This window comes from Escherichia sp. HH41S, from assembly GCF_009820115.1.
Classification (GTDB): Bacteria; Pseudomonadota; Gammaproteobacteria; order Enterobacterales; family Enterobacteriaceae; genus Escherichia; species Escherichia coli_F.
In genome coordinates this window covers 188,520-202,256 of the sequence record NZ_VNXE01000033.1, presented here as the reverse complement: position 1 = coordinate 202,256, position 13,737 = coordinate 188,520, and the positions used below count along the sequence as shown (strand labels likewise).

9 protein-coding genes are annotated in these 13,737 nt (G+C 52.6%); 8 read left to right on the top strand and 1 reads right to left on the bottom strand.

Annotated features, from left to right (window positions below; all coding sequences use genetic code 11):
• Positions 1–26: 26 nt before the first annotated feature.
• From csrD to tldD, 8 genes are all read left to right on the top strand, one after another.
• Positions 27–1,967, top strand: a complete 1,941-nt coding sequence (gene csrD / locus FQZ95_RS07470) for an RNase E specificity factor CsrD (RefSeq protein ID WP_001241406.1) — start codon at positions 27–29, stop codon at positions 1,965–1,967.
• A 304-nt stretch (positions 1,968–2,271) separates the two neighbouring features.
• A complete protein-coding gene (gene mreB, locus FQZ95_RS07465; RefSeq protein ID WP_000913396.1) occupies positions 2,272–3,315 on the top strand; it encodes a rod shape-determining protein MreB in 1,044 nt (347 codons plus the stop codon).
• Between the two features lie 65 nt (positions 3,316–3,380).
• Positions 3,381–4,484: a rod shape-determining protein MreC gene (gene mreC / locus FQZ95_RS07460; RefSeq protein ID WP_000802511.1), complete on the top strand. Its 1,104-nt coding sequence runs from the start codon at positions 3,381–3,383 to the stop codon at positions 4,482–4,484.
• Positions 4,484–4,972: a rod shape-determining protein MreD gene (gene mreD, locus FQZ95_RS07455; protein ID WP_000179409.1), complete on the top strand. Its 489-nt coding sequence runs from the start codon at positions 4,484–4,486 to the stop codon at positions 4,970–4,972. Before mreC ends, mreD begins: the two co-directional genes overlap by 1 nt.
• A gap of 8 nt (positions 4,973–4,980) precedes the next feature.
• Positions 4,981–5,574 (top strand): nucleoside triphosphate pyrophosphatase YhdE, encoded by a 594-nt coding sequence (yhdE, locus tag FQZ95_RS07450; RefSeq protein WP_000203101.1) that lies wholly within the window; start codon positions 4,981–4,983, stop codon positions 5,572–5,574.
• Positions 5,564–7,033, top strand: a complete 1,470-nt coding sequence (rng, locus tag FQZ95_RS07445) for a ribonuclease G (RefSeq protein WP_000123197.1) — start codon at positions 5,564–5,566, stop codon at positions 7,031–7,033. Before yhdE ends, rng begins: the two co-directional genes overlap by 11 nt.
• Positions 7,034–7,100: 67 nt before the next feature.
• On the top strand, positions 7,101–10,901 hold the full coding sequence (gene yhdP / locus FQZ95_RS07440; protein WP_160530048.1) for an AsmA2 domain-containing protein YhdP: 3,801 nt from the start codon (positions 7,101–7,103) through the stop codon (positions 10,899–10,901).
• A gap of 155 nt (positions 10,902–11,056) precedes the next feature.
• Positions 11,057–12,502 carry a metalloprotease TldD gene (gene tldD, locus FQZ95_RS07435; RefSeq protein WP_000055909.1) on the top strand — a complete coding sequence of 482 codons (1,446 nt, stop codon included), beginning with the start codon at positions 11,057–11,059 and terminating at the stop codon, positions 12,500–12,502.
• Positions 12,503–12,629: 127 nt separating this feature from the next.
• Here the strand turns inward: tldD and aaeR are convergent, their stop codons facing one another.
• Positions 12,630–13,559 (bottom strand): HTH-type transcriptional activator AaeR, encoded by a 930-nt coding sequence (aaeR, locus tag FQZ95_RS07430; RefSeq protein ID WP_000440317.1) that lies wholly within the window; start codon positions 13,557–13,559, stop codon positions 12,630–12,632.
• Positions 13,560–13,737: the final 178 nt, after the last annotated feature.

Sequence of the window (13,737 nt, the reverse complement as noted above, 5' to 3'; positions counted from 1 at the left end):
TCCTCACTATCGGAGTTAACACAAGGATGAGATTAACGACGAAATTTTCGGCCTTTGTTACGCTGCTCACCGGGTTAACAATTTTTGTGACTTTGTTGGGCTGTTCGCTAAGTTTCTACAACGCCATTCAGTATAAGTTTAGTCATCGCGTTCAGGCGGTGGCGACGGCGATTGATACCCACCTTGTGTCGAATGACTTCAGCGCATTAAGGCCACAAATTACCGAATTAATGATGTCAGCAGATATCGTTCGTGTAGACCTGCTACATGGTGATAAACAGGTTTATACCCTCGCCAGAAATGGTAGTTATCGTCCGGTTGGCACCAGCGATCTGTTTCGCGAACTGAGCGTTCCGTTGATAAAGCATCCGGGGATGTCGCTGCGTCTGGTTTATCAGGATCCGATGGGCAACTATTTCCATTCGTTGATGACCACCGCGCCGCTCACGGGGGCGATTGGCTTTATCATTCTTATGCTCTTCCTGGCGGTACGCTGGTTACAACGGCAACTTGCCGGGCAAGAATTGCTGGAAACCCGGGCTACTCGTATCTTAAACGGTGAGCGTGGCTCTAATGTGTTGGGAACCATCTATGAATGGCCGCCCAGAACCAGCAGTGCGCTGGATACGCTGCTTCGTGAAATTCAGAACGCACGCGAACAACACAGCCGTCTTGATACGCTGATCCGCTCTTATGCCGCCCAGGACATGAAAACCGGCCTCAATAACCGACTCTTCTTCGATAATCAGTTAGCAACGTTACTGGAAGATCAGGAGAAAGTAGGTACCCACGGGATCGTGATGATGATTCGTCTACCGGATTTCAATATGTTGAGCGATACCTGGGGGCACAGCCAGGTTGAAGAACAGTTCTTCACTCTGACGAATCTGCTGTCGACATTTATGATGCGCTACCCTGGCGCACTGCTGGCGCGTTACCACCGCAGTGATTTTGCTGCGCTGTTGCCGCACCGGACGTTAAAAGAGGCTGAGAGCATAGCCAGTCAGTTAATCAAAGCCGTCGATACCTTGCCGAACAATAAAATGCTCGATCGCGACGATATGATCCACATTGGTATCTGTGCCTGGCGTAGTGGTCAGGATACCGAGCAGGTAATGGAACATGCAGAGTCTGCCACGCGTAATGCGGGATTGCAGGGCGGCAATAGCTGGGCTATTTACGATGACTCGTTGCCTGAAAAAGGACGTGGTAATGTTCGCTGGCGTACGCTTATCGAGCAAATGCTGAGTCGCGGCGGCCCGCGCCTTTATCAAAAACCGGCGGTTACTCGCGAAGGTCAGGTTCATCATCGAGAACTCATGTGCCGCATCTTCGATGGTAATGAAGAGGTTAGCTCGGCGGAGTATATGCCGATGGTCTTACAATTTGGCTTATCGGAAGAGTATGACCGCCTGCAAATCAGCCGTCTTATTCCACTATTGCGTTACTGGCCGGAGGAAAATCTGGCGATTCAGGTTACCGTTGAGTCGCTGATTCGCCCGCGTTTTCAGCGTTGGCTGCGCGATACGTTAATGCAATGTGAAAGATCGCAACGAAAACGCATAATTATTGAACTTGCAGAGGCCGATGTAGGTCAACATATCAGTCGTTTACAACCTGTTATTCGTTTAGTGAATGCTTTAGGGGTACGGGTAGCCGTCAACCAGGCTGGTTTGACGCTGGTAAGCACCAGTTGGATCAAAGAACTTAATGTTGAGTTACTCAAGCTCCATCCGGGGCTGGTCAGAAACATTGAGAAGCGAACGGAGAATCAGCTGCTGGTTCAAAGCCTGGTGGAAGCCTGCTCCGGGACCAGCACCCAGGTTTACGCCACCGGCGTGCGTTCGCGAAGCGAGTGGCAGACCCTGATTCAGCGCGGTGTTACAGGTGGGCAAGGGGATTTTTTCGCGTCCTCACAGCCACTTGATACTAACGTGAAAAAATATTCACAAAGATACTCGGTTTAACCTGCCGTTTAATCCGTTTTCACGTAGAATAACGCGCGCTGCGTCTCATGGGAGTGTGCTTGTCTGCTCGCCAGATTGTTGCAGCACATATGCAGATGAATGACCTTACGCGGTTGCAAACAGGCGAGGAATGCTGCTGATGCATTAAGCCTTTCTGGACTCAGGCAGAGATTTGTAACAAAGGAAACGAACTGCACTAATTTTCACCGTAGCAGATGATTTTTGCGCCTTGTCGCTGCTGCGTGTGGTTGGTAAAGTAAGCGGATTTTCTTTTCCGCCCCAGCTTTCAGGATTATCCCTTAGTATGTTGAAAAAATTTCGTGGCATGTTTTCCAATGACTTGTCCATTGACCTGGGTACTGCGAATACCCTCATTTATGTAAAAGGACAAGGCATCGTATTGAATGAGCCTTCCGTGGTGGCCATTCGTCAGGATCGTGCCGGTTCACCGAAAAGCGTAGCTGCAGTAGGTCATGACGCGAAGCAGATGCTGGGCCGTACGCCGGGCAATATTGCTGCCATTCGCCCAATGAAAGACGGCGTTATCGCCGACTTCTTCGTGACTGAAAAAATGCTCCAGCACTTCATCAAACAAGTGCACAGCAACAGCTTTATGCGTCCAAGCCCACGCGTTCTGGTTTGTGTGCCGGTTGGCGCAACCCAGGTTGAACGCCGCGCAATTCGTGAATCCGCGCAGGGCGCTGGTGCCCGTGAAGTCTTCCTCATTGAAGAACCGATGGCTGCCGCAATTGGTGCTGGCCTCCCGGTTTCTGAAGCGACCGGTTCTATGGTGGTTGATATCGGTGGTGGTACCACTGAAGTTGCTGTTATCTCCTTGAACGGCGTGGTTTACTCCTCTTCCGTGCGCATTGGTGGTGACCGTTTTGATGAAGCTATCATCAACTATGTGCGTCGTAATTACGGTTCTCTGATCGGTGAAGCCACCGCAGAACGTATCAAGCATGAAATCGGTTCGGCTTACCCGGGCGATGAAGTCCGTGAAATCGAAGTTCGTGGCCGTAACCTGGCAGAAGGTGTTCCACGCGGTTTTACCCTGAACTCCAACGAAATCCTCGAAGCACTGCAGGAACCGCTGACCGGTATTGTGAGCGCAGTAATGGTTGCACTGGAACAGTGTCCGCCGGAACTGGCTTCCGACATCTCCGAGCGCGGCATGGTGCTCACCGGTGGTGGCGCACTGCTGCGTAACCTTGACCGTTTGTTAATGGAAGAAACCGGCATTCCAGTCGTTGTTGCTGAAGACCCGCTGACCTGTGTGGCGCGCGGTGGCGGCAAAGCACTGGAAATGATCGACATGCACGGCGGCGACCTGTTCAGCGAAGAGTAATCGGATACAGGCAGGGGAAGCGTCTGTTTACCCTGCCTGGTCTGATACGAGAATACGCATAACTTATGAAGCCAATTTTTAGCCGTGGCCCGTCGCTACAGATTCGCCTTATTCTGGCGGTGCTGGTGGCGCTCGGCATTATTATTGCCGACAGCCGCCTGGGGACGTTCAGTCAAATCCGTACTTATATGGATACCGCCGTCAGTCCTTTCTACTTTGTTTCCAATGCTCCTCGTGAATTGCTGGATGGCGTATCGCAGACGCTGGCCTCGCGTGACCAACTAGAACTTGAAAACCGGGCGTTACGTCAGGAACTGTTGCTGAAAAACAGTGAACTGCTGATGCTTGGACAATACAAACAGGAGAACGCGCGTCTGCGCGAGCTGCTGGGTTCCCCGCTGCGTCAGGATGAGCAGAAAATGGTGACTCAGGTTATCTCTACGGTTAACGATCCTTATAGCGATCAAGTTGTTATCGATAAAGGTAGCGTTAATGGCGTTTATGAAGGCCAGCCGGTCATCAGCGACAAAGGTGTTGTTGGTCAGGTGGTGGCCGTCGCTAAATTGACCAGTCGCGTGCTGCTGATTTGTGATGCGACCCACGCGCTGCCAATCCAGGTACTGCGCAACGATATCCGTGTAATTGCAGCCGGTAACGGTTGTACGGATGATTTGCAGCTTGAGCATCTGCCAGCGAATACGGATATTCGTGTTGGTGATGTGCTGGTGACTTCCGGTCTGGGAGGTCGTTTCCCGGAAGGCTATCCGGTCGCGGTTGTCTCTTCCGTAAAACTTGATACCCAGCGCGCTTATACTGTGATTCAGGCGCGTCCGACTGCGGGACTGCAACGTTTGCGTTATCTGCTGCTGCTGTGGGGCGCGGATCGTAACGGCGCTAACCCGATGACGCCGGAAGAGGTGCATCGTGTTGCTAATGAACGTCTGATGCAGATGATGCCGCAGGTATTGCCTTCGCCAGACGCGATGGGGCCAAAGTTACCCGAACCGGCAACGGGGATCGCTCAGCCGACTCCGCAGCAACCGGCGACAGGAAATGCAGCTACTGCGCCTGCTGCGCCGACACAGCCTGCTGCTAATCGCTCTCCACAAAGGGCTACGCCGCCGCAAAGTGGTGCTCAACCGCCTGCGCGTGCGCCGGGAGGGCAATAGTGGCGAGCTATCGTAGCCAGGGACGCTGGGTAATCTGGCTCTCTTTCCTCATTGCGCTGTTGCTGCAAATCATGCCCTGGCCGGATAACCTGATTGTTTTCCGGCCAAACTGGGTGTTACTCATCTTGTTGTATTGGATCCTGGCCTTGCCTCATCGCGTAAATGTGGGCACAGGTTTTGTGATGGGTGCCATACTGGATCTGATCAGCGGCTCGACGCTTGGCGTACGCGTATTGGCGATGAGCATCATTGCTTACCTGGTGGCGCTGAAATACCAGCTTTTCCGCAACCTCGCATTATGGCAGCAGGCGCTGGTCGTCATGTTGCTTTCGCTGGTGGTGGATATTATTGTTTTCTGGGCAGAGTTTTTAGTGATTAACGTCTCTTTCAGACCGGAAGTGTTCTGGAGTAGTGTAGTCAATGGAGTGCTCTGGCCGTGGATTTTCTTGCTGATGCGTAAAGTCCGTCAGCAGTTTGCAGTGCAATAAAGGTTTCTATGACTTCTCTGTATTTAGCTTCCGGTTCTCCGCGTCGTCAGGAGTTACTTGCGCAACTTGGCGTGACCTTTGAACGTATTGTTACGGGCATTGAGGAGCAGCGTCAGCCGCAGGAGAGCGCGCAACAGTATGTTGTGCGTCTGGCGCGCGAGAAAGCACAGGCGGGTGTCACGCACACGGCGCAGGATCTCCCGGTGCTGGGTGCGGATACTATCGTTATCCTGAATGGAGAAGTGCTGGAGAAACCGCGCGACGCAGATCATGCGGCGCAGATGTTGCGCAAACTATCGGGTCAGACCCATCAGGTGATGACGGCAGTGGCGTTGGCCGACAGTCAGCACATTCTCGATTGCCTGGTGGTCACCGATGTGACGTTCAGAACGTTAACAGACGAAGACATCGCGGGCTATGTCGCCAGCGGAGAACCGTTAGATAAAGCAGGTGCATACGGTATTCAGGGGTTGGGTGGCTGTTTTGTCAGGAAGATAAATGGCAGCTATCACGCCGTAGTCGGCTTACCGCTGGTTGAAACGTATGAATTATTAAGTAATTTTAACGCACTGCGTGAGAAAAGGGATAAACATGACGGCTGAATTGTTGGTAAACGTAACGCCTTCGGAAACGCGAGTGGCGTATATTGATGGCGGTATTCTGCAGGAAATTCATATTGAACGTGAGGCGCGACGCGGAATAGTAGGCAATATCTACAAGGGTCGTGTAAGTCGTGTACTTCCGGGTATGCAGGCGGCTTTTGTAGATATTGGGCTGGATAAAGCCGCGTTTCTTCATGCATCCGACATCATGCCGCATACTGAGTGTGTGGCGGGTGAAGAGCAAAAGCAATTCACGGTGCGCGACATCTCGGAACTGGTCCGTCAGGGGCAAGATCTGATGGTGCAGGTGGTGAAAGATCCGCTTGGTACTAAAGGTGCGCGCCTGACCACCGATATCACTCTGCCATCTCGCTATCTGGTTTTTATGCCAGGTGCTTCTCATGTTGGGGTTTCCCAACGTATCGAAAGCGAATCCGAACGTGAGCGCCTGAAAAAAGTGGTCGCGGAGTATTGCGACGAGCAGGGCGGGTTTATCATCCGTACTGCAGCGGAAGGTGTTGGTGAGGCTGAACTGGCCTCCGATGCCGCTTATCTGAAACGTGTCTGGACCAAAGTCATGGAGCGTAAAAAGCGCCCGCAGACCCGTTATCAGCTATACGGCGAACTGGCGTTGGCGCAGCGTGTTCTGCGTGATTTCGCCGACGCCGAGCTGGACCGCATTCGCGTTGACTCGCGCCTGACTTACGAAGCATTGCTGGAGTTTACCTCGGAGTACATTCCCGAGATGACCAGCAAGCTGGAGCATTACACAGGCCGCCAGCCGATTTTCGATCTCTTTGATGTTGAAAACGAAATCCAGCGGGCGCTGGAACGCAAAGTTGAACTAAAATCCGGTGGCTATCTGATTATCGACCAGACCGAAGCGATGACCACCGTGGACATCAATACCGGGGCGTTTGTCGGTCATCGCAATCTGGACGACACCATCTTCAATACCAATATTGAAGCGACGCAGGCTATTGCTCGCCAGTTACGGTTGCGTAACCTGGGCGGGATCATCATTATTGATTTCATCGACATGAATAATGAAGATCACCGTCGCCGCGTGTTGCATTCGCTGGAGCAGGCGTTGAGCAAAGACCGGGTGAAAACCAGCGTTAATGGTTTTTCGGCGCTGGGGCTGGTGGAGATGACGCGTAAACGCACTCGCGAAAGCATTGAGCACGTACTATGTAACGAATGCCCAACCTGTCACGGTCGCGGAACGGTGAAAACCGTGGAAACGGTATGCTATGAAATCATGCGCGAGATTGTTCGTGTACACCATGCTTACGATTCCGACCGTTTCCTGGTCTATGCTTCTCCGGCAGTAGCCGAAGCCTTGAAAGGCGAAGAGTCACACTCGCTGGCGGAAGTGGAAATTTTCGTTGGCAAACAGGTTAAAGTACAAATTGAACCGCTCTATAACCAGGAGCAGTTTGACGTCGTAATGATGTAAACAGATGCTGGGCCGCCATCCGGCAAAGGGTTTTTGAGTCACATTTTTAGCAGACAAGGAGTGACGGGTGAGGCGATTGCCGGGGATTTTACTGCTTACTGGAGCCGCGCTCGTTGTGATCGCTGCCCTGCTGGTTAGCGGCCTGCGTATTGCTTTACCGCATCTTGACGCCTGGCGTCCGGAAATCCTCAACAAAATAGAATCCGCGACTGGCATGCTGGTTGAAGCCAGTCAGCTCTCAGCCAGCTGGCAGAATTTTGGCCCGACGCTTGAAGCGCACGACATCCGTGCAGAACTAAAAGATGGCGGCGAATTTTCGGTTAAACGCGTTACTCTGGCGCTGGATGTCTGGCAAAGCCTGTTACATATGCGCTGGCAGTTTCGTGATCTCACTTTCTGGCAGCTGCGCTTTCGCACCAACACTCCTATCACCAGCGGTGGTGGTAATGATAGCCTGGAAGCCAGTCACATCAGCGATCTGTTTCTTCGTCAATTCGACCATTTCGATCTCCGCGACAGTGAAGTCAGTTTCCTGACGCCATCCGGTCAGCGCGCCGAGCTGGCGATCCCACAACTCACCTGGCTGAACGATCCACGTCGACACCGTGCGGAAGGCCTGGTAAGCCTCTCCAGCCTTACCGGACAGCACGGCGTGATGCAGGTGCGCATGGATTTGCGCGATGATGAGGGGTTGTTAAGCAATGGTCGCGTCTGGCTCCAGGCGGATGACATCGACCTGAAGCCGTGGCTCGGTAAATGGATGCAGGACAATATTGCGCTGGAAACGGCACAGTTCTCCCTTGAAGGCTGGATGACGATCGACAAAGGCGATGTAACCGGCGGTGACGTCTGGCTGAAACAGGGCGGTGCCAGCTGGTTGGGCGAGAAGCAAACGCATACGCTGTCGGTGGATAATCTGACCGCGCATATTACGCGTGAAAACCCGGGCTGGCAGTTCTCTATTCCCGACACACGGATCACGATGGACGGCAAACCCTGGCCGAGCGGAGCATTGACGCTGGCCTGGATACCGGAACAGAACGTTGGCGGCAAAGACAATAAACGCAGTGACGAACTCCGGATTCGCGCCAGTAATCTGGAGCTGGCAGGCCTGGAGGGCGTACGCCCGCTGGCCGCGAAACTTTCACCTGCACTTGGTGATGTTTGGCGCTCCACACAACCGAGCGGCAAGATAAACACGCTGGCGCTGGATATCCCGCTTCAGGCGGCAGACAAGACCCGTTTTCAGGCATCGTGGAGCGATCTGGCCTGGAAGCAATGGAAATTATTACCGGGTGCGGAACACTTCTCCGGGACGCTTTCCGGCAGCGTAGAAAATGGTTTGCTTACCGCGTCGATGAAGCAGGCAAAGATGCCTTACGAAACGGTATTCCGTGCGCCACTGGAAATCGCCGACGGCCAGGCTACGATAAGCTGGCTGAACAATGACAAAGGTTTCCAGCTGGATGGGCGTAATATTGACGTTAAAGCTAAAGCCGTCCATGCGCGCGGCGGTTTTCGTTACCTGCAACCTGCTAACGATGAACCCTGGCTGGGTATTCTGGCTGGCATCAGTACCGATGATGGTTCACAAGCCTGGCGCTATTTCCCGGAAAACCTGATGGGTAAAGACCTGGTTGATTACTTAAGTGGCGCGATTCAGGGCGGTGAAGCGGATAACGCGACGCTGGTTTATGGTGGCAATCCGCAACTCTTCCCCTATAAACACAACGAAGGTCAGTTTGAAGTGCTGGTGCCGCTACGCAACGCGAAGTTTGCCTTCCAGCCGGACTGGCCTGCATTAACTAACCTTGATATTGAACTGGATTTTATTAACGACGGCTTATGGATGAAAACCGATGGCGTTAATCTGGGCGGCGTGCGCGCGAGTAATCTCACCGCAGTGATCCCTGACTACTCAAAAGAAAAACTGCTGATTGACGCTGACATTAAAGGTCCGGGTAAAGCCGTTGGCCCTTACTTTGATGAGACACCGCTGAAAGATTCCCTGGGTGCGACCCTGCAAGAACTCCAGCTCGACGGCGATGTGAATGCTCGCTTACATCTTGATATCCCGCTGAACGGCGAGTTGGTAACCGCGAAAGGGGAAGTGACGCTGCGTAATAACAGTCTGTTTATCAAACCACTCGACAGCACCCTGAAAAATTTGAGCGGTAAATTCAGCTTTATCAATGGCGATCTGCAAAGTGAACCACTGACAGCAAGCTGGTTTAATCAGCCGTTGAACGTGGATTTCTCCACCAAAGAAGGGGCAAAAGCCTACCAGGTCGCGTTGAATCTCAACGGTAACTGGCAACCAGCGAAAACCGGCGTTCTGCCTGCAGCGGTGAACGAAGCATTAAGTGGCAGCGTGGCGTGGGATGGTAAAGTGGGCATTGAGCTGCCTTATCAAGCTGGCGCGACGTATAACGTAGAGCTAAACGGCGATTTGAAGAATGTGAGCAGTCACTTACCTTCACCGTTAGCCAAACCTGCGGGTGAACCACTGCCGGTAAACGTTAAGGTTGATGGCAATCTCAACAGTTTTGATTTAACCGGACAGGCTGGTGCGGATAACCATTTCAATAGCCGCTGGTTGCTTGGTCAAAAGCTGACGCTCGATCGTGCTATTTGGGCGGCAGACAGTAAAACGCTCCCGCCGTTGCCGGAACAAAGTGGCGTTGAACTCAATATGCCGCCGATGAATGGTGCCGAGTGGCTGGCCCTGTTCCAGAAAGGTGCGGCGGAGAGTGTCGGTGGTGCAGCGAGTTTCCCACAACACATAACGTTACGTACGCCTATGTTGTCGCTGGGAAATCAGCAATGGAATAACCTGAGTATTGTTTCGCAACCGACGGCAAATGGCACCCAGGTTGAGGCGCAAGGGCGTGAAATCAACGCCACGCTGGCGATGCGTAATAACGCGCCGTGGCTGGCGAATATCAAATATCTTTATTACAACCCGAGCGAGGCGAAAACTCGTGGTGATTCAACGCCGTCATCACCTTTCCCGACAACGGAGCGCATTAACTTCCGTGGCTGGCCGGACGCACAAATACGATGCGCAGAGTGCTGGTTCTGGGGGCAAAAATTCGGTCGTATTGACAGTGATCTCACCATTTCTGGCGATACATTAACGCTGACCAATGGACTGATTGATACCGGTTTCTCGCGGCTCACTGCCGATGGTGAATGGGTTAATAATCCGGGGAATGAACGTACCTCGCTGAAAGGAAAACTGCGCGGGCAGAAAATTGATGCCGCCGCAGAATTTTTTGGTGTCACGACGCCCATACGCCAGTCGTCATTTAATGTGGATTACGATTTACACTGGCGTAAAGCACCGTGGCAGCCAGATGAGGCGACGTTGAATGGCATCATTCATACTCAACTGGGTAAAGGCGAAATTACCGAAATCAATACCGGACATGCCGGGCAATTGCTGCGCTTATTGAGCGTAGATGCCCTGATGCGTAAGCTGCGTTTTGATTTCAGAGACACTTTTGGCGAAGGGTTCTATTTTGACTCCATTCGCAGCACCGCGTGGATTAAAGACGGCGTTATGCACACCGACGACACGCTGGTGGATGGCCTGGAGGCGGATATCGCCATGAAAGGGTCGGTAAATCTGGTACGTCGCGACCTGAATATGGAAGCGGTTGTCGCACCAGAGATTTCTGCGACGGTGGGCGTGGCTGCGGCTTTTGCGGTTAACCCCATTGTTGGAGCGGCAGTATTTGCAGCCAGTAAAGTGCTGGGGCCGCTGTGGAGCAAAGTCTCCATTTTGCGCTATCACATTTCGGGTCCGCTGGACGATCCGCAAATCAACGAAGTGTTGCGCCAACCGCGTAAAGAAAAAGCGCAATGATTTGACGAGGGCGCGTAATTGCCCCAATCTCATATGATAATCGTTGCCAAAGGCCAACGAGCCGGAACATAACCGTAGGCCGGATAGGGCGTTCACGCCGCATCCGGCAGCCGTAAAAAATCCTCTACTGCAGTAACTAACGAGTAGCAAAAACGATGAGTCTGAACCTGGTAAGTGAACAATTGCTAGCGGCGAACGGCCTGAAACATCAGGACTTGTTCGCGATCCTCGGTCAACTGGCCGAACGTCGCCTTGATTATGGCGATCTCTATTTTCAGTCGAGCTATCACGAATCCTGGGTTTTAGAAGACCGCATTATTAAAGATGGTTCTTACAACATCGATCAGGGTGTTGGTGTGCGTGCAATCAGCGGTGAAAAAACCGGATTTGCTTACGCAGACCAAATCAGCCTGCTGGCGCTGGAACAGAGTGCGCAAGCGGCGCGCACCATCGTCCGTGATAGTGGTGATGGCAAAGTACAGACGCTGGGCGCGGTAGAGCATAGCCCGTTGTATACCTCGGTAGATCCGCTGCAAAGCATGAGCCGTGAAGAGAAGCTGGATATCCTGCGTCGCGTCGATAAGGTTGCCCGCGAAGCGGACAAGCGCGTACAGGAAGTGACTGCCAGCCTCAGCGGCGTTTATGAATTAATTCTGGTTGCGGCCACCGACGGCACGCTGGCGGCGGATGTTCGTCCGCTGGTGCGTCTTTCCGTGAGCGTTCTGGTCGAAGAAGATGGCAAACGCGAACGCGGTGCCAGTGGCGGCGGCGGTCGTTTTGGTTATGAGTTCTTCCTTGCCGATCTCGACGGTGAAGTCCGTGCGGATGCGTGGGCAAAAGAAGCAGTGCGTATGGCGTTGGTCAATCTTTCTGCCGTTGCTGCACCAGCAGGCACCATGCCGGTAGTACTTGGCGCAGGTTGGCCGGGCGTGCTGTTGCATGAAGCGGTGGGTCACGGTCTGGAAGGCGACTTCAACCGCCGTGGCACTTCAGTATTTAGTGGACAGGTCGGGGAGTTGGTGGCTTCAGAACTGTGTACCGTGGTTGATGACGGCACGATGGTCGATCGCCGTGGTTCGGTGGCGATTGATGACGAAGGTACGCCAGGCCAGTACAACGTGCTGATTGAGAATGGCATCCTGAAAGGCTACATGCAGGATAAACTCAACGCGCGTTTGATGGGAATGACGCCGACTGGCAACGGTCGCCGTGAATCTTACGCTCATCTGCCGATGCCGCGTATGACCAACACCTATATGCTGCCGGGTAAATCGACCCCGCAAGAAATTATTGAATCTGTTGAGTACGGTATCTATGCACCGAACTTTGGTGGCGGTCAGGTGGATATTACATCCGGCAAATTCGTTTTCTCCACTTCAGAAGCGTATCTGATTGAAAACGGTAAAGTAACGAAGCCGGTGAAAGGCGCGACGTTGATTGGTTCCGGTATCGAAACCATGCAGCAGATTTCGATGGTGGGCAACGACCTGAAACTGGATAACGGCGTGGGTGTCTGCGGTAAAGAAGGGCAAAGTTTGCCGGTTGGCGTGGGCCAGCCAACGCTGAAAGTTGATAACCTGACTGTTGGCGGTACCGCGTAATAATTTCAGTATTTTCAGAAGGATAATTAATCCTTCTCCGTGTACGAACGGTCCCCTTGCCCCTCTGTGGAGAAGGTTAGGGGAACCCGTTGGCACAGGTTTGTACAACGTAACAGTACAATATGAATTACTTCTCTTTCCCGCGACCGTGCATCTCCTGAAACAGCTTACCAACCTCAACAAAATAATCCGTCAGGGAGTTGATCACGACCTGCACCTTCAGCGGCAGTTTATCTTTTTCAGTATACAACGCATAAACCGGGCGTGGATCTGACTGGTAACGCGGCAGCAGGATCTCAAGCTCACCTCGATTGATCTCGTTGATCACCCACATCAGTGGCACGTAGGCAATCCCGGCACCTGCCGTCAGCCAGCGCACCAGCGTCATCGGATCATTAGTCACAAATCTCCCTTGCGGGATCAGGCGAGTCGAGATCCCTTCCGGTGCGATCAGTTCAAATTCATTGTCGGGCCGCACGCTGTATTCAAGCCATGAATGGCTACTTAAATCGGCGGGTTTTTCCGGTATGCCGTATTGTGTGAGATAGCTTTTTGCGGCGCACACCACCATTGGCATCGCGCCCAGACGGCGGGAAAACAGGCTGGAATCTTGCAACGCGCCGACGCGGATCACCACATCCAGACCGTCGGCAATCAGGTCGGGGGCAGGAATTCCGGTAACCAGATTAACGCTCAAACCTGGGTATTCTTTCAGCATTTTGGCTGTTAGCCCGGCGAGAACATTTTGTGCCATAGTTGAAGAACAGCCAATGCGCAGCGTCCCGATGGGGGTGTTATTGAAGGCATACAGTTGCTCATGAACATCCTGCACTTCATGAAGCATCCGACGGCAGCCCTGGTAGTAAATTCTACCGGCTTCGGTCAGGCCAATGCTGCGTGTGCTACGGTTTAACAGCTTTACCTGCAACTCATCTTCCAATTTTGACACCGTCTGACTGATGGATGAAACGCTCATCTGTAGCTGTCTGGCGGCGGCGGTAAAAGAGCCAAATTCAACTACTTTGGCAAACACCGACATGCGTTTTAGTCGTTCCATTATTCACTCTGACTTAAAAGTGATTTAGATCACATAATATAGATAACAGCATAACAGTTACGTTAATATATTAAATATCAATCTACAGCAATGTTGCTCTCGCCCGGCTTTCCATGCCCTTCTCTGCGGCGACAGATGCTGAAAATAATAACGCCTGCTCTCTCTATACAACCAAGGT